15 protein-coding genes are annotated in these 15,087 nt (G+C 59.8%); 7 read left to right on the top strand and 8 right to left on the bottom strand.

Annotation, left to right across the window (positions count from 1 at the left end; translation table 11 throughout):
- Positions 1-7 precede the first annotated feature (7 nt).
- The 6 genes from O3S81_RS17510 to O3S81_RS17485 all read left to right on the top strand — a co-directional run bounded on the left by O3S81_RS17510 (position 8) and on the right by O3S81_RS17485 (position 5,406).
- On the top strand, positions 8-910 hold the full coding sequence (locus tag O3S81_RS17510; RefSeq protein WP_269345195.1) for a sugar phosphate isomerase/epimerase family protein: 903 nt from the start codon (positions 8-10) through the stop codon (positions 908-910).
- Between the two features lie 62 nt (positions 911-972).
- Complete coding sequence (locus tag O3S81_RS17505) at positions 973-2,205, top strand: ABC transporter substrate-binding protein (RefSeq protein WP_269345194.1); 1,233 nt, start codon at positions 973-975, stop codon at positions 2,203-2,205.
- 116 nt (positions 2,206-2,321) lie between these two features.
- On the top strand, positions 2,322-3,224 hold the full coding sequence (locus tag O3S81_RS17500; RefSeq protein ID WP_269345192.1) for a carbohydrate ABC transporter permease: 903 nt from the start codon (positions 2,322-2,324) through the stop codon (positions 3,222-3,224).
- Entirely contained in the window at positions 3,221-4,048 is an 828-nt protein-coding gene (locus O3S81_RS17495) for a carbohydrate ABC transporter permease (RefSeq protein ID WP_269345190.1), read from the top strand. Before O3S81_RS17500 ends, O3S81_RS17495 begins: the two co-directional genes overlap by 4 nt.
- Positions 4,045-5,130, top strand: coding sequence for an ABC transporter ATP-binding protein (locus O3S81_RS17490; protein ID WP_269345188.1), 1,086 nt, complete (start codon positions 4,045-4,047; stop codon positions 5,128-5,130). Before O3S81_RS17495 ends, O3S81_RS17490 begins: the two co-directional genes overlap by 4 nt.
- Before the next feature lie 60 nt (positions 5,131-5,190).
- Positions 5,191-5,406 (top strand): hypothetical protein, encoded by a 216-nt coding sequence (locus O3S81_RS17485; RefSeq protein WP_269345186.1) that lies wholly within the window; start codon positions 5,191-5,193, stop codon positions 5,404-5,406.
- 19 nt (positions 5,407-5,425) lie between these two features.
- Here O3S81_RS17485 and O3S81_RS17480 read toward each other — a convergent pair whose 3' ends face one another.
- The 8 genes from O3S81_RS17480 to O3S81_RS17445 all read right to left on the bottom strand — a co-directional run bounded on the left by O3S81_RS17480 (position 5,426) and on the right by O3S81_RS17445 (position 14,046).
- Complete coding sequence (locus O3S81_RS17480) at positions 5,426-6,052, bottom strand: dual specificity protein phosphatase family protein (RefSeq protein ID WP_269345184.1); 627 nt, start codon at positions 6,050-6,052, stop codon at positions 5,426-5,428.
- Between the two features lie 48 nt (positions 6,053-6,100).
- Positions 6,101-7,018 (bottom strand): inositol monophosphatase family protein, encoded by a 918-nt coding sequence (locus O3S81_RS17475; RefSeq protein WP_269345182.1) that lies wholly within the window; start codon positions 7,016-7,018, stop codon positions 6,101-6,103.
- 61 nt (positions 7,019-7,079) lie between these two features.
- The gene (locus O3S81_RS17470) at positions 7,080-8,168 is read right to left on the bottom strand and encodes an ABC transporter substrate-binding protein (RefSeq protein ID WP_269345180.1); all 1,089 of its coding nucleotides are present in this window, start codon (positions 8,166-8,168) and stop codon (positions 7,080-7,082) included.
- A gap of 82 nt (positions 8,169-8,250) precedes the next feature.
- On the bottom strand, positions 8,251-9,399 hold the full coding sequence (locus O3S81_RS17465; RefSeq protein WP_269345179.1) for an ABC transporter substrate-binding protein: 1,149 nt from the start codon (positions 9,397-9,399) through the stop codon (positions 8,251-8,253).
- A 14-nt stretch (positions 9,400-9,413) separates the two neighbouring features.
- Positions 9,414-10,538 (bottom strand): ABC transporter substrate-binding protein, encoded by a 1,125-nt coding sequence (locus O3S81_RS17460; RefSeq protein ID WP_269345178.1) that lies wholly within the window; start codon positions 10,536-10,538, stop codon positions 9,414-9,416.
- A gap of 33 nt (positions 10,539-10,571) precedes the next feature.
- Positions 10,572-11,705 (bottom strand): ABC transporter ATP-binding protein, encoded by a 1,134-nt coding sequence (locus O3S81_RS17455; protein ID WP_269345177.1) that lies wholly within the window; start codon positions 11,703-11,705, stop codon positions 10,572-10,574.
- Positions 11,705-13,558 (bottom strand): ABC transporter permease, encoded by a 1,854-nt coding sequence (locus O3S81_RS17450; RefSeq protein WP_269345176.1) that lies wholly within the window; start codon positions 13,556-13,558, stop codon positions 11,705-11,707. The genes O3S81_RS17455 and O3S81_RS17450 overlap by 1 nt, the downstream gene beginning before the upstream one ends.
- Positions 13,559-13,857: 299 nt before the next feature.
- Positions 13,858-14,046 carry a hypothetical protein gene (locus tag O3S81_RS17445; RefSeq protein WP_269345175.1) on the bottom strand — a complete coding sequence of 63 codons (189 nt, stop codon included), beginning with the start codon at positions 14,044-14,046 and terminating at the stop codon, positions 13,858-13,860.
- A gap of 24 nt (positions 14,047-14,070) precedes the next feature.
- Here O3S81_RS17445 and O3S81_RS17440 point away from each other — a divergent pair, with 24 nt between their 5' ends.
- A complete protein-coding gene (locus O3S81_RS17440) occupies positions 14,071-15,057 on the top strand; it encodes a LacI family DNA-binding transcriptional regulator (protein ID WP_269345173.1) in 987 nt (328 codons plus the stop codon).
- Positions 15,058-15,087: the final 30 nt, after the last annotated feature.

Raw genomic sequence — 15,087 nt, 5'->3', positions numbered from 1 at the left:
GAAAGACGTGAGCAATCCGGCAACATCCATCCGCATCGGCACCATGGTCAGCGCCACCAAAGGCCAGGCGGCCGAACGCATCGGGCAGATCGCCGATCTCGGCTTCGAAAGCTTCGAGCCGTTCTTCTGGCAGACAACCAACGGTCAGGACCTGGCCGATCTGGGCAAGCGCTGCCTTGACGCGATCGGCGACCGCGACATCACCATCAGCACGCTCGGCATGTTCGGCAATCCGCTTGAGGAAACCGACATCGACCTTGAGACATTGCAGGGCTGGAAAGACTGCATCGACAACGCCCATCATTTCGGCGCCACCTGCGTTGCCGGGTTCACCGGCCGGCTGCGCGGTAAACCGCTGCCGGAAAGCCTGCCCAGATACAAGGAAATCTGGAGCGAGCTTGCCAAACGCGCCGCCGACAAGGGCGTGAAGATCGCCTTTGAAAACTGCGCCATGGACGGCAACTGGCAGACCGGCGACTGGAACATCGCGCATAATCCCGACGCCTGGGAACTGATGTTCAACGAAACGCCGGATGAGCATATCGGCATTGAATGGGAACCCTGCCACCAGATGGTCTATCTCATCGACCCGCTGCCGCAGATCCGCAAATGGGCGGACAAGATTTTCCATGTGCACGGCAAGGACGCGACCATTCGCTGGGACGTCATTCGCGAGCACGGCATTTTCGGCAAGGAGAAATTCGTCTTCATGCGCACGCCGGGCTTCGGCGACAGCAACTGGACGGACATTATTTCCGAACTGCGCCTCGCCGGCTGGTCCGGCTCGATCGATATCGAAGGCTGGCATGACCCCGTCTACCGCGATGCGCTGGAAATGACGGGCCAGGTGCATGGCCTGAACTATCTGAAAAAATGCCGCGGCGGCGATTTCGTCGTCGACCCGACATAAGGGAAGCCTTTCGGGAGAAGGTTTCCAGATATTGCAGCGACGATAACCAAGAGGAGGAGATTATGGGTATCGCGAAATGCATGATGGCCGGTGCGCTTGTTCTGGCAAGCGTATCCGCCGGTGCGATAACGGCGCATGCGGAAGACGTGACATTGACACTGTGGTCGCTGGACAGGGATATCCAGCCCGCGCCGAACCTCATAAAAGAGTTCAACAAGCTCAATAACGGCATCAAGATCGAATACCGGCAATTGCAGTTCGACGATGTGGTGAGCGAATCCATGCGCGCCTATTCGACCGGCAAAGCGCCCGACATCATCGCCATCGACAACCCCAACCATGCCATGTTCGCCGCACGCGGCGCCTTTCTCGACGTGACCGACATGATCGCCAAGTCGGACATCATCAAGACGGTGAACTATTTTCCGGGTCCGCTGAAATCGGTGATGTGGGGCGGCAAATATTTCGGCGTGCCGAAGGCGACGAATACGATCGCGCTCTATTACAACAAGGACCTGTTCAAGGCCGCCGGGCTCGATCCGGCAAAACCGCCGCAGACCTGGGACGAGCTGGTGGGGGCAGCCCGCAAGCTGACCAATCCTTCAAAGAACATTTATGGTATCAGCTTCAGCGCCAAGGCGAATGAGGAAGGCACCTTCCAGTTCCTGCCCTGGGCGCAGATGGCCGGTGCGACCTACAAGAATATCAATACCGAAGGTGCCGTGAAGGCGCTCGAGACCTGGAAGCTGCTGCTGGATGAAAAACTCGCTTCACCGGATACGCTGACGCGCAGCCAGTGGGATTCCACCGCCACCTTCAACGCCGGCAATGCCGCCATGGTGATTTCCGGCCCGTGGGAAATCGACCGCATGCTGAAGGATGCGAAATTTGACTGGGGCGTGGCCCTGCTGCCGGTTCCGGCACCGGATGCGCCGCGATCTTCGGCCATGGGCGACTATAACTGGGCGATCTTCTCCAAGACCAAACATCCGGAAGAAGCCTTCAAGGCGATCGAGTTCTTCGTCTCGCAGGACAAGGACATGTTCAAGAACTTCGGCCAATTGCCGGCGCGTTCCGATATTCCGGTTCCGCCCACCGGCAATGCGCTGAAGGACGAAGCGCTCAAGACCTTCGTCGAGCAGCTGAAATATGCGCAGCCGCGCGGTCCCTCGCCGGAATGGCCGAAGATTTCCAAGGCCATTCAGGACGCCATACAGGGCGCCCTGTCAGGTCAGATGACGCCGAAGGCGGCACTTGATCAGGCAGCTGAAAAGATAAAGCTGGTCGACGGCTGATCCATATGGGCGGGCGGCCGGGTTCATCCGGCCCCCCATCCACGGGGTTCCTCCCGGTGGGGCTGCCTGCTGCGACATGCAGCGGCGGCCCCGATCGGAGCTTGTGAGGATGTTTCATGAAAAGACTGTTTTCCAGCGTCAGCGACGGTCGCGGTTTCGACATCGTCCTGGTCGCCTTGCCTTTGGGCTTCCTGTTCGTCATGGCGGGATTGCCGCTTATCTACAACATCGTCATGAGTTTTCAGGAAGTCGACATGTTCAGTCTGGGCACCTTCGTGCGCCCGTTCGTCGGTTTCCGCAATTATGTCGATCTGTTCCGGCAGCCTGAAACCCTGCCGATCCTGATGAACACCGTCACTTTCGTCGTCGCCTCCATTGCCGGGCAGTTCGCCATCGGCTTCGGTCTGGCGCTGTTCTTCTGGGTGAATTTTCCGGGCGCCACCTGGCTGCGCGGCCTGTTCCTCGTTTCCTGGGTCATGCCCGGCCTCGTCGTCGGCGCCATCTGGAACTGGATTCTCTCGGGCGATTTCGGCGTCCTGAATTTCTTCCTGCGGGAAAGCGGCCTGATATCGGGCAATATCTTCTGGCGTTCGGATGCGAATTTTTCGCTCTGGGCCGTCGTCATCGCCAATATCTGGCTCGGCACCTCCTTCAACATGATCCTGCTTTCGGTAGGCCTCGCCTCCATTCCCGGCGATCTCTACGAGGCGGCGGAACTGGATGGCGCCAGCGCCTGGCAGCGTTTCTACACCATCACCCTGCCGATGATGCGCTCCACCATCGGCGCGATCGTCTCGCTCGGCCTGATCTTCACGCTGCAGCAATTCGACCTTTTCGCCGCCATTACCGATGGCGGGCCGAACAACAGCTCCAACGTGGCACAATATTGGGCCTGGGACCTTTCCTTCCGACAATATGATTTCGGCAAGGGCGCGACGATTTCCGTCATCATGATCGTTTTCGTCATGCTGGCTTCCGTCGTTTATGTGCGCTCGACACGGCATGAGGTGCGCGGATGAGCATCACCAACCGCAACCGCCTGATGCTGGCCATCGCCATCATTCTCGCGATCATCTATCTCTTTCCGCTTTACTGGATGTATCTGACCTCGCTCAAAAGCGGCTCGGAAATGTTCGCCAATCCGCCCGCCTTCTGGCCCAGCGACCCGCAGTGGCAGACCTATGCCTATGTCTGGGAAAGCCGCAACATGGGGCGTTACCTGTGGAACTCGGTGCTGATCGCCTCCAGCGCGGTACTCTTGATCACCATTCTCGGCGTCGGCTGTGCCTATGTCCTGGCCCGGTATCGAAACGTCTGGGTGGATATCGGCCTGTTCCTGATCCTCATGTTGCAGGTCCTGCCGGCATCGTTGATGATCACGCCGATCTTCGTCGGCTTCTCGCAATTCGGGCTTCTGGATTATCCGCGTCTGTCGGTCATCCTCGCCATTGCGGCCAAAAGCATGCCCTTCTTTGTTGTGCTGGTGCGGGCCACCTTCATGGCCGTGCCGCAGGAACTGGAAGAGGCGGCGCTGGTGGACGGCAATTCGCGGGTGGGTGCTTTCTTCCACATCGTATTGCCGCTTGCCAGAAACGGCATTCTCGTCAGCGCCATCCTCATCTTCATGCAAGCCTTCGGTGAGTTCGTTTATTCGAAATCGATGATCCAGGCGGCGGAACTGCAGCCCGCCAGCGTCGGCCTCAATTCCTTCATGGGCCCCAATACCAGCGAATGGAACAACATCATGGCCTACGCGACCATGTATGTGACGCCCATTCTCGCCCTCTTCATTCTCTTGCAGCGCCGCATTGTTTCCGGCCTGACATCAGGAGCGCTCAAATGACCCTTCAGATCGAACTTTCCGGCGTCAATAAATATTACGGCGCCTTCCATGCTCTGAAAAATATCAACCTTTCCATCAAGAAGGGCACCTTCGTCGCACTTGTCGGCCCCTCCGGCTGCGGCAAGTCCACCCTTTTGCGTTCGCTCGCCGGGCTGGAGAGCATATCGGCCGGCGACATGCGCATTGCCGGCACGCTCATGAACGGTGTGCCGCCGCGTAAACGCGACGTGGCCATGGTGTTCCAGTCCTATGCGCTCTACCCGCACATGACAGTGGAAGAGAACCTCACCTATTCGTTGCGCATGCGCGGCGTCGCCAAGGCGGAAGCCCGCAAGGCGGCGGAAGAGGTTGCCGCCACGACCGGACTTTCCAAGCTGATGAAACGTTATCCGCGCGAACTCTCCGGCGGCCAGCGCCAGCGTGTGGCCATGAGCCGGGCGATCATCCGCAATCCCCAGGCTTTCCTGTTCGATGAACCGCTTTCCAACCTCGATGCCGCACTGCGCGTCCATATGCGCAAGGAAATCCGCGCGCTGCATGATCGCCTGCATGCCACTTCGGTCTATGTCACCCATGACCAGATCGAAGCGATGACCATGGCCGATCATGTCGTCGTCATGCGCGATGGCGTCATCGAACAGCAGGGAACGCCGCTGGAACTCTACGACCGCCCGGTCAATCGTTTCGTTGCAGGTTTCATCGGCTCGCCGGCCATGAATTTCATTCCGGCGACCGTCAGCCCGGATGGCGCATCCCTTCAGCTCGTGTTCGGCGAAGGCGAGCCGCAGCAATCGATCGGGAATCCGGGCTCCCTGCCGCCCGGCAAAAATGTGATCGTCGGCATCAGGCCGGAACATATCCGGCCGGCCGCAGCAGCCGGAGCGGCATTGACGCTGCCGGTTTCCGCGGTGGAGACGACCGGCTCGGTCACTTTCCTCACCACGGGAACCTCCACCGAACTGGTCATCGCGGTGCAGGGACGCAGCGCAGTCAAGGCCGGTGAAACGATCGGCCTCGACATCGACCCTTCCAATATGCATTTGTTCGATGCGGAAACAGGCGTCGGCCTCCTGACCCGCTGAGCGGCGGTTTTGCCGGCTGTTTCCTCCGCCGGCAAACACGAAGCGTGGAGTCGAATGACCATGAACGGGGAAACAGTATTCCTTATCGGTGCGGCCATCCTCGCCGGTCTCGTCATCATCCAGCTCAAGGATGTCCACATCGCCATCGGGGAACGCGCCATGGGAGGCTATGACGGTTCTAGCAACCCGGAAGCGGCCTCCCGCGCCGAGCGGGAGGCAAAAGAGGCCGCCGCGCGTGCCGAGGCCGCGGCAAGCGCGCTGGAACCGCAAAACTGACCAGACAGTCTTCCGCCTTTCAATGCGCGGCGTCGATCATGGCAATCCAGTCGGCGGCCCGGCGGGCAGCATCCGCAAGCACGGGTTTCGGCGCCTTGTACCATTCGTTCTCCGGCAATTCGCGTTTCAGGCGAACGAAGCCGATGGCGTCATCCAGCGTCGGAAACTCCGTTGGCAACGTGAGATGCAGGAAAAGCGCAACGACGGCGACGGAACGCGAACGTCCGCCCCGGCAATTGATGAGCACGTTGCCACGCTCCCGCCGGGGATAGGAGGGCTTGTCGGGCAATATCTGCTCCAGCGCCGCTCGCAGGATATAATGGGCCGCAACCATCTGGGTATCGGGATTTCCGCTCCCGTCGATCAGGCCGATCTTGTAGTAGCGGATTTCGCCCGGCCCATAGACGCTGCCTTCGTGGTCGGAAACGACCTGTGACTGCTCCACGAAATTGAAATCCAGATTGACGGCACAATTGACGACGGTGGTAATGCCGTTCTGGCGTAGAAGATTGAGGTCGCTCGCCCCCTCCTTACCGGAAATGAAGAGATCGACACCGTAAAGCGGATGCTGCTCATAGATGCGGCTGAGCTTCGGCAGCTCGCCTGTTTCCTGCTCTCGGAATGGGGTCGGTTGCGATTGCGGCATGTCATGTCTCCATCGGCGTCTATACGGCCGCCGTCATCTATTGCGTCTTCAGGCCTTCGCGGCGGCCGACTGGTTCAGTTTCATCGCCGCATTGGCTATGCGGCTTTCGGATATGGATCGCGCCACCCGCTGCAATGTCGGATAGCTGGCCCCCTCACCCATGGCGATATAGCCCGGGCAAAGGAAATCGGCGGAACCTTCCGCCACCTTTCCGAGGGGCAGCGGCTCATAGGTTCCGCCGGCGTTTTTGAGAATGAGAATGGCGGCGGCCACATCCCACGCATTGACGCCGAAACCGGCGGCCGCATCCGTCCAGCCGGCCGCAACATGGGCAATGCTGAGCGCAGCGCTGCCGGGCCGGCGCAATGTCGAAAAGGTCTCGGCAAGAGTGCCGAAATTGGCGAGCGCCGCTTCCCGCCCATCCAGCCGGAAATCGCGCGAGACGGGATAGCCTGTGATGAGCGTCGCACGAGTCTCATCTGCAACGCTGCGGGAATGCAGCCTTTCGCCATCAAGATAGGAGGTTTTGAGATCGGCGGAAAACATCTGGTCCGCCACGGGATCGTAAACCACGCCGGCGACGGCTTCTCCGCCTATGACGGCAGCGATGGACACGCACCAGAAAGCAAGGCCGCGGGCGAAATTTGCCGTGCCGTCGATGGGGTCGACATACCATTGCACCTCACCGCTACCGATCTGGCCGCCCTCCTCGCCCATGATCGCCGAATTGGGCTCCCGTTCGAGAATGACGGCGCGGATGGCAGCCTCGGCGCGCTTGTCATGGATGGTCACGATATCGTGGAGATCGACCTTGTAATCCACCGCCATATCCGACCGAAACGCCGCCAGCAACGGATCACGCACGGCACGCGCCGCCGTTTCCGCGATCTTCATCAACCGCACAGAGCGGGAAAACGCATCCTCGTCTCCAGGTTTCCGTTCGCTCAATGAAGTCTGCATCGGCATGTCCAGTCCGTTCGTTCGCAAAAAGGAGGAGGCGGCGCGGCAAGGACCGCGCCAACCGGGGTTATTTCGTATAGTTGACGCGCCAGAAATCCTGCCATTCCTCGCGGCGGTCGAAATCATCGAGACCGGTGGCGGAATCGTAGCCCATCAGCCGGTCGGCGACCTTCATCAGCCCCGAAGGCTCGTCATTTGGTATCTTGATGTCGGTATTGGTCGGCAGCTTGCCGTCCTTCATCTGCGGGGCGATGCCCTCTTCCGTCAGGACGTAGTGGATAAAGAGCATGGCCGTGTTCGGGCTTCTGGTCTTGGAGGCCATCAGGCCGAGCTTGATATAGGTCCAGCCAACCCAGGGATCGAGATCGGTGCAGAGGCCGAGCTTGTAGCCCTTGTCGGCATTGTCGCGAAATTTGGCCGAACTCAGCAGGCCGAAGAAGGGCTGCTTCTGACCCGGCGCGCCCACCGCCTCCGCCACCGGATCGTCGCCATCGGTGGCGAGCGGACCATTCGCGGCCAGCGCCTTGATCCAGGCGGCTGCCGCACCCTTTTCCTCCATCTGCTTGCCGGAATGAGCCTTGTAAGCTGCCGCCACCTTTTCATTGCCGTGGGCTTCAAGCTGGTTGAACCAGTCCGTATAGGTGCTCTTGCTGAGCGGATCGACCATGGCGACCTTGCCTTTCCATTTCGGCTCGGTCAGTTCCCAGATATTCGTCACCGGGCATTTGTCATAGGCTTCGGTATTATAGGCCCAGACATTGGCATTGGTGGAAATGGCCAGCGGGTTTTGAAACTGCGCCGGGATTTTAGAGGTCATGTCGCCCGGCAGATAATTCTCGACGAAACCTGCCGGCAGAAGCTGGGCAAGCGCCGATGGCGCATCGGTGATCAGCACTACATCGCCCTGCACATTGTTCGACTGGCTTTCGCGGATAATCATCTCCAGCTGGCTATTGGCGGAAACCTTCACTCCCGTCGCCTTCAGCCCGTATTTGGCGCTGAATTTATCGGCCATCTCAACGATCTTGCCAGTGCTGTCATAGATGTTGATCGGCTTCTCCTGCTTCGCAGCCGCAAGAACAGCATCGAGATCGAAAGTCTCTTCAGCCGCGGCGATCAGTGCGGAAACGCCCATAATCGCTGCAGCTGCGGCCATGGCCAAGGCGGTCCTCAAATTCGTTCTTCGCATCGTTTCCCCTCCCAAGGAAAAGACAGGCGGGCTCGCACCCGCCTTGCGTTTATTTTTTGTAGTTCACACGCCAGAAATCCTGCCAGCCTTCGCGCTTGTCGAGGTCGTCGGCCGCCGTTGCGGCGTCGAAAGCCATCAACTCATCGAGATGATTGGCGACCTTCGAGGGCTCATCCGCCGGCAGGGCTATTTTCATATTGCCGGAGAGTTTGCCGTCAGCGGTCTGCGGCGCGATGCCTTCTTCCGTCATCAGGTAATGCAGGAAAAGCTTCGCCGCATTCGGGCTTTTCGTTTGCCCGGCAATCAGCCCGAAACCGGGATAGAGAAAACCGGAAAAGGGCTTTACGCCGCTGCAAAGACCGAGCTTCAGCCCCTTGGCCTCGTTGTCACGATACTTCGCTACCGAAGTGATGACGAAGAAGGGATCGGCCTGCCCAGGCGCACCGGCCGCATCCGCCACCGAACTCGAATCCGTCAGCAGCGGTGCATTTTCGGCAAAGGCTTTCACCCAGGCCGCCGTTGCGCTTTTTTCGCCCGTCTCCAGCTTCTTGCCGTAAAGGTCCTCATAGGCCCTGGCGACATCGGCATCGTGATGGGTTTCGATCTGGTTGAACCAGTCGGCATAAAGCGGCTTGTCGAAGAGATCGAGCATGGCGAGCTTGCCCTTCCACTTCGGCTCCGTCATCTGCCAGATGTTGGTGACCGGGCATGTGTCGTATTTCTCGGTATTGTAGGTCCAGACATGCGGGTCCGAGACGACCACGAGCGGATCGCGCAGCTTTTGCGGAATATCGCCTTCGAGATCCGGCGGCGTCCAACTGGTGGCGATGCCTTCCGGCAAAAGCTCGCCCATGGCAGAGGCGACATCGGTTGCCACGCTCACATCGCCGACGACATTGCCCGCCCGATGTTCGCGGATCATCAACTCGACCTGCGTTGCCTCGTTCACCTTCTTGCCGCTCGCCTGCACGCCGTATTTGGCGGTGAAGGCCTGTGCCGTATCGACGATCTTGCCGGTCACCGCATAAACCGTGATCGGCTTTTCCTTCTTCGCGGCGTCGATCAGCGCATCGAGATTGAAGGCATCCTGCGCATGGGCGGCCCCGCTGAGCGCCAGCGAAAAGCCGAGGCAAAGTGCGGAGGCGGTCCTCCGCCGCCTGCGCTCATTGCCATTCTTGTTCTGAGTAGTGATCGTCACCAGATGGTCCCCCGTTATTTTTTGTAGTTCACACGCCAGAAGTCCTGCCAGGTTTCACGCGCGTCCCAGTCGTCAAGGCTGGTCGCCATGCTGTAGGGCAGAATGTCATCGAGAACGGCGCCGATACCCGACGGCTCATCCGCAGGCAGGCTCACCTCTTTGTTGGTCGACATCTTGCCGTCGATCGCCTGCGGTGCGATGCCTTCAGCAGTCATGATGTAGTGAATGAAGAGCTTCGCCGCGTTCGGGCTGTTCGTGCCCTTGGTGATCAGCCCGACACCCGGATAGAGCCAGCCGACCCAGGGTTTCAGCTCCTTGCAGAGGCCGAGTTTCATGCCCTTCTCGGCATTGTCGCGGAACTTCGCCGAGCTGATGAGGCCCATGAAGGGCTCCTTCTGGCCGGGAGCGCCAACGGCTTCGGCGGCGGCCGCATCGGCGTCGGTCAGCAGCGGAGCGTTGGCGGCGAGCGCCTTCACCCAGGCCGCAGTCGCGCTCTTTTCCCCGGTTTCGAGGTCCTTGCCGTAAAGCGCCTTATACGCCGCCTTCACCTCGCCGTCGCCGTGGCTGGCCATCTGGTTGAACCAGTCGACATAGGAAGCCTTGCCCAGCGGATCCTGCATCGCGACCTTGCCCTTCCACTTCGGATCGGTCAGTTCCCAGATATTGGAAACGGGGCATTTGTCGAAAAGCTCGCTGTTATAGGCCCAGACATTGGCACTGGTGACGACGGTAAGCGGGTCCTGATATTCCGGGGGAATATTGCCGGCCTTATCCGGCGGCAGCCAGCTTTCGACGAAACCGAGCGGAATGAGCTGCGCCATCGCCGCAGGCGCATCGCTGATGATCGAGACATCGCCCTGAATATTGTTGGCGCGCGCCTCGCGGATGATCATTTCCAGCTGGGCCGAGACCTTCACCTTCGCGCCCTCTGCGCCGACACCATATTTTGTCGCGAAGTTCTTCGCCATTTCGACGATCTTGCCCGTGCTGTCATAGACGGTGATCGGCTTTTCCTTTTTCGCCGCCTCGATCAGGGCATTGAGGTCGAAAGGTTCTCCCGCCTTCGCCGCGCCGCCAAGCGTTGCGGCGATCGCCGTTGCGCACAACAGCCGACTCAGGCTCGTCATTGTCCGCTTCATACTGCTTCTCCTTCAGCCGTCTCGGCGGCGTTTTCAGTTGTAGGTGCTGTTGCGCAGAACGGCGTCCGCCTCGGTGATCCGCTGCCCCATCACGTCAAAGGCGTGCAGGGCCTCGGGCGGCACGTGGAAGAACACGCGGTCGCCGCTGTCGATACGCGGCAGGGAATGGGTGGTCAGGAACAGCGTATGGTTCTCGCTTCTGAGTTCGAGAATCCAGCTGCCGCCGGTCGGCAGCACGCCGGTCACCGTCATCTCGCCGGAGAAGCTGCCCTGCGGCACATCCTCGGGCTTCATCGCATAACCCATCGCCTCCGGCCGCATGCCGATAGAGGCAATGCCGCGTAGTTGCGGATAACGCGTTGCGAAATAGGATTCCGCGCTATCGGCTATATCCGACACACCGGGCTGGCCGAAGGTCAGGATGTTGATCGGCGGGCTTCCTACAAATTCGGCGACGAAACGATTGGCCGGACGGTCATAGATATCGTTCGGCGTGCCCATCTGCTGCAGTGTGCCCTCGTTCATGACGGCGATGGTGGTGGCAAGCGTCATGGCTTCCCACTGGTCATGTGTCACGAAGACGATGGTGGTCTTGAACTCCTTGTGCAGCCGCTTCAGCTCGGCGCGCATTTCCAGCCGCAGCCGGGCATCCAGATTGGAGAGCGGCTCATCGAGAAGCAGAACGCCCGGATTGACCGCAAGCATGCGGGCGAGCGCCACGCGCTGCTGCTGTCCGCCGGAAAGCTGCGACGGATAGCGGTCGCGATATTTGGCGATATCGAGCGCCTGCATGACGCGCTCCACCCGTGCTTCGCGCTCCGCTTTCGGCAGCTTGCGCAGGCGCAGACCGAAATCCGTGTTGCGCTCGATGGTCAGATGCGGCCACAGAGCGTAGCTCTGGAAGACCAGGCCCATTTCACGCTTTTCCGGCGGCACGAAGATGCCTTCGGTAACGGAATCGATCACCCGGTCGCCGACGCGAATTTCCCCGCCGGAGAGGTTTTCAAGGCCGGCGATCATCCGCAGCGTCGTGGTCTTGCCGCAGCCGGAAGGGCCGAGCAGACACATGAACTCGCCGTCGCGAATTTCGAGATCGAGATCGGAAACCGCATTTGCGGAGTTCACGCCATAGTTTTTCTGCGCACCGCGCAGGTTGATGGTAGGCATCAGCTTCCAAGTCCTTCTGCAAGATTTGTGCGGGTCAGCTTCTGGGCCAACAGCGTGCCGAAATAAGCGATGGCGGCGATGATCAGCACCACGGCGTTGGCGGCCTGCGTGTAGTGATAGTCGACCAGCCGCAGCGAATAGGTGGTCAGAACATCCGTGCTCGGCACGGCCAGGATCACGAAGAGGCTTAAGCCCTTGATGCCCGAAATGAAGGGCAGGAGAACCCCGGTCACCAGCGATCCCTTCTGGATCGGGATGACGATGGAGATCATGCGGCGGAACCAGCCCGCGCCGGCGATCTGGGCCGCCTCTTCCGGATCCTTTCCAAGCTGCGTCATTGCTGAAATGCCGGCGCGCGAGGCATAGGGCATCTGGTCGGCAATCAACGCGAGGATGAGGATCGTCACCGTGCCATAAAGCGCCGGCATCGGCCCGCGCGGAACGGCAAAGAGCGACAGATAGGCGGCGGCAAAAGCGATGCCGGGCACGAGATAAGGCAGGAACGTCACCTGTCTCAGATAGACCGACAGGGCCCGCGCCGGCGTGCGGATGACGACATAACCGACAAGCAGGCCGAGAATACCCGATGTGAGCGAGGCAAGACCGACGATCATCATCGTGTTTTTCGCGGCTGCCCACAGATCGGGGCTCAGGAGCACGCCGGTCTGCAAAGCCACGGTGTTGAGATTGCTGCCGATCCAGTAATCGAGGGTGAAGTTGTCGAACGTGAAGCGGGCTGGCATTTTCATGACGGTCGAAAGCGCCAGGGTCAGAAGCGGCAGGCCGACACTGAGGATGAAGATGGCGGCCGCAAAGCCGGTTGCCGGAAGCCGCATCTTGCCGAGACGGCTCTGCCGGTTCATCGAACCCTTCGAACCGATGGTCACGAAACGGCGGGCTTCGCGAACGAGGCGGGCGTCGATCATGAGCGTGATGATGCCGATGAGCATGATCGAGGCCGCAACGACGCCGGCAACGCCGGTCTGGCGCGAAGCAATGCTGCGGAACAGCGAGGTGGACAAGACCTCGAACTTCACGGGCAGCCCGAGAACATAGGGCACGCCGAACTCGCCGAGGCACTTCGCGAAGATCAGCACCATGGAAGAAAGCAGCGCCGGGCGCATCAGCGGCAGGATGACCTGCAACGCCACCTGATAACGATGGGCGCCGAGAATGCGGGCGGAATCTTCAAGCTGCGAGTCGAAGCGGCGAAGCGCCGAGCCGAACAGCAGGATGACGAAAGGCGTGTAGTGCAGGGCAAGGATAATGGTGATCGGGAAACGCCCATAAGCCACCCAATCCGGCGGAGTGAGGCCTATCGCCTCGAACCAGCCGGGCTGACCACCAACAGTGCGGTTTTTAAACAGCGTCGTCCAGGCAAGCGCAAAGGTCCATGCCGGCAGCATATAGGGCACGATCAAGGCGGTGGCGAACCAGCGACGGCCGAACATGTCCGTCCGGCTGATAAGCCAGGCGAGCACGGTGCCGATGACGAGCGAAAGCGCAATCGCCCCGAATGCCACGGTCAGCGTATTGAAGAGCGGACGCCAGAAAATATCCGATGCGACAGGCGAAAAAAACGCCCTGTCGAGATAATAAAGCGTGAGATCGCCGACATCCTTGCCGAGACGCCGTTCGTGCCCGAACTGGACGCGGACGGCGTCGAGGATGATCGAAATGATCGGAACGACGATCAGATAGGTGAAAAGCAGCGCTGTCAGGACGCCGATCAGCGTCGTCGGTTCCCTGAGCGCGACCTTGAGACGATACCGCCAGGCCTGCCATGCCGAAGGCGCGGTCGCCGGGGGACTTCCCAGCGCCTTCGCCTTCGTCGATTCGCTTAAAAGAGCCATTATCTCTCCCCATATGGCCACGCAATTGCCACCACACGCCGGCAAGCACCCGCCTTCGCGTGACCCGCAGAACAGGCGGCACGTGCGTTGACCTTCAGCAATGCGTCAATGCTTCACAAGCGGGCGTCCAGCCCACAAATAACGATGATCCAGCTCCTCCCTAAACATCGCCGGCAAGGCCGATGTAGAATAAAAATTCCATATCTTCCTTGACCTTGGAATGCATGATCCGTGTTAAAAGGCATTTTGTCAATGAAAAAATGCACACGTGATCACTAACTTATTTATTTGTTTTAAAACTATTTTTTGTCACAAAACTGTAATTTTTGAACAAGCTTGCGTGGGAAATGTTTTTCCCCTGCATGGCGACAATAGAACGGATGAGACATTTTCCTGGAATGCAGGCGGCCTTTTCTCAGCGTTGCCAAGCGCGGGTGAAAAATTTCAATTGGAATAGCCGACATCATATGGCCTGTGATATCAGGCATAGGATTTCGCAACGGGGGAGTTGAATGGCGAGAGGGTTCGTGACGGCCGAAGAAGTGGCGAAAAAGGCCGGGGTTTCGCGCTCCGCCGTCTCGCGCACCTTCACACCCGGCGGCAGCGTATCGAAGGCCGTCCGGCGCAAGGTACTGAAAGCCGCGCAGGAACTCGGCTACCGCGTCAACCGGCTGGCGCAGGGCCTCAACAATGACCGCTCCAATCTCATCGGGGTCGTCGGCGCCAACCTCAGCTCTCCCTTCATTTCAAAGCAGCTCGATCTCCTCAGCATCGGCCTTCTGCGTCGTGGCCTGCAATGCCTGCTGCTGAATGCGGCGGATGCCCGCAAGGACATTGCGCCGCTGATCGAGCTTCTCTTCGAATTCCGTGCGCAGGCCATCGTCGTTCTCTCCGGCGAACCGCCGGCCTCGATCGTCGATGAATGCATCGCCAATGGCGTGCGCCTCATTCTCATCAATCAGCGTCTTGATCGCACCGATACGAACATGGTGCTGAGCGACGATTCCCGCGGCGCCGATCTTGCCGCCATGCGGCTTGTGGAAGCGAAATGCAAAAAGGTCGCGGTCATTTCCAGCGGCAGCCAGACGCCGGCGCAGTTGCGCCGCGCCGCCGCCTTTACCCAGCGCATGACCATCGAAGGCATCGAGGTCGTTCCATGGTCCGGCGGGCCGACGAGCTATGACAGCGGTTATCAGGCCGGCCGCGAGTTGCTCGCCGACAAGACGATAGACGGCGCTTTCTGCGTGACCGATCTACTGGCGCTCGGTTTCATGGACGCCGCTCGGCTGGAAATGGGCCGCCGGGTGCCGGAAGACATCTCGATTGTCGGCTTCGACGATATTCCGCAGGCGGGCTGGAAAAGCTACCAGCTGACCACCGTTGCCCAATCCTTCGACGCATTGACCGAGAAGGTTTTAACCGCGCTCGATAGCGATGAGCCGGAAACCCGGCTTCAGGTCGTACCCGTTTCCATGGTCGAGCGTATCACCGCGCGCTAGAGCAAATGCATTCCGGGCATAAGCCGTCAT

Origin of the sequence: Agrobacterium sp. SOY23 (assembly GCF_027212525.1) — a bacterium.
Taxonomy (GTDB): Bacteria; Pseudomonadota; Alphaproteobacteria; order Rhizobiales; family Rhizobiaceae; genus Agrobacterium; species Agrobacterium tumefaciens_I.
Note: the sequence above shows the minus strand (reverse complement) of the source record. Positions and strands in the feature narration are given on the sequence as shown.

Coding starts and splice junctions, on each gene's coding strand:
- O3S81_RS17505 (WP_269345194.1), top strand. CDS start 973: ATGGGTATCGCGAAATGCATGATGGCCGGTGCGCTTGTTCTGGCAAGC.
- O3S81_RS17445 (WP_269345175.1), bottom strand. CDS start 14,046: ATGCCTGATATCACAGGCCATATGATGTCGGCTATTCCAATTGAAATT.
- O3S81_RS17495 (WP_269345190.1), top strand. CDS start 3,221: ATGAGCATCACCAACCGCAACCGCCTGATGCTGGCCATCGCCATCATT.
- O3S81_RS17500 (WP_269345192.1), top strand. CDS start 2,322: ATGAAAAGACTGTTTTCCAGCGTCAGCGACGGTCGCGGTTTCGACATC.
- O3S81_RS17450 (WP_269345176.1), bottom strand. CDS start 13,558: ATGGCTCTTTTAAGCGAATCGACGAAGGCGAAGGCGCTGGGAAGTCCC.
- O3S81_RS17455 (WP_269345177.1), bottom strand. CDS start 11,705: ATGCCTACCATCAACCTGCGCGGTGCGCAGAAAAACTATGGCGTGAAC.
- O3S81_RS17470 (WP_269345180.1), bottom strand. CDS start 8,168: ATGGCCGCAGCTGCAGCGATTATGGGCGTTTCCGCACTGATCGCCGCG.
- O3S81_RS17480 (WP_269345184.1), bottom strand. CDS start 6,052: ATGCCGCAATCGCAACCGACCCCATTCCGAGAGCAGGAAACAGGCGAG.
- O3S81_RS17475 (WP_269345182.1), bottom strand. CDS start 7,018: ATGCCGATGCAGACTTCATTGAGCGAACGGAAACCTGGAGACGAGGAT.
- O3S81_RS17485 (WP_269345186.1), top strand. CDS start 5,191: ATGAACGGGGAAACAGTATTCCTTATCGGTGCGGCCATCCTCGCCGGT.
- O3S81_RS17440 (WP_269345173.1), top strand. CDS start 14,071: ATGGCGAGAGGGTTCGTGACGGCCGAAGAAGTGGCGAAAAAGGCCGGG.
- O3S81_RS17460 (WP_269345178.1), bottom strand. CDS start 10,538: ATGAAGCGGACAATGACGAGCCTGAGTCGGCTGTTGTGCGCAACGGCG.
- O3S81_RS17490 (WP_269345188.1), top strand. CDS start 4,045: ATGACCCTTCAGATCGAACTTTCCGGCGTCAATAAATATTACGGCGCC.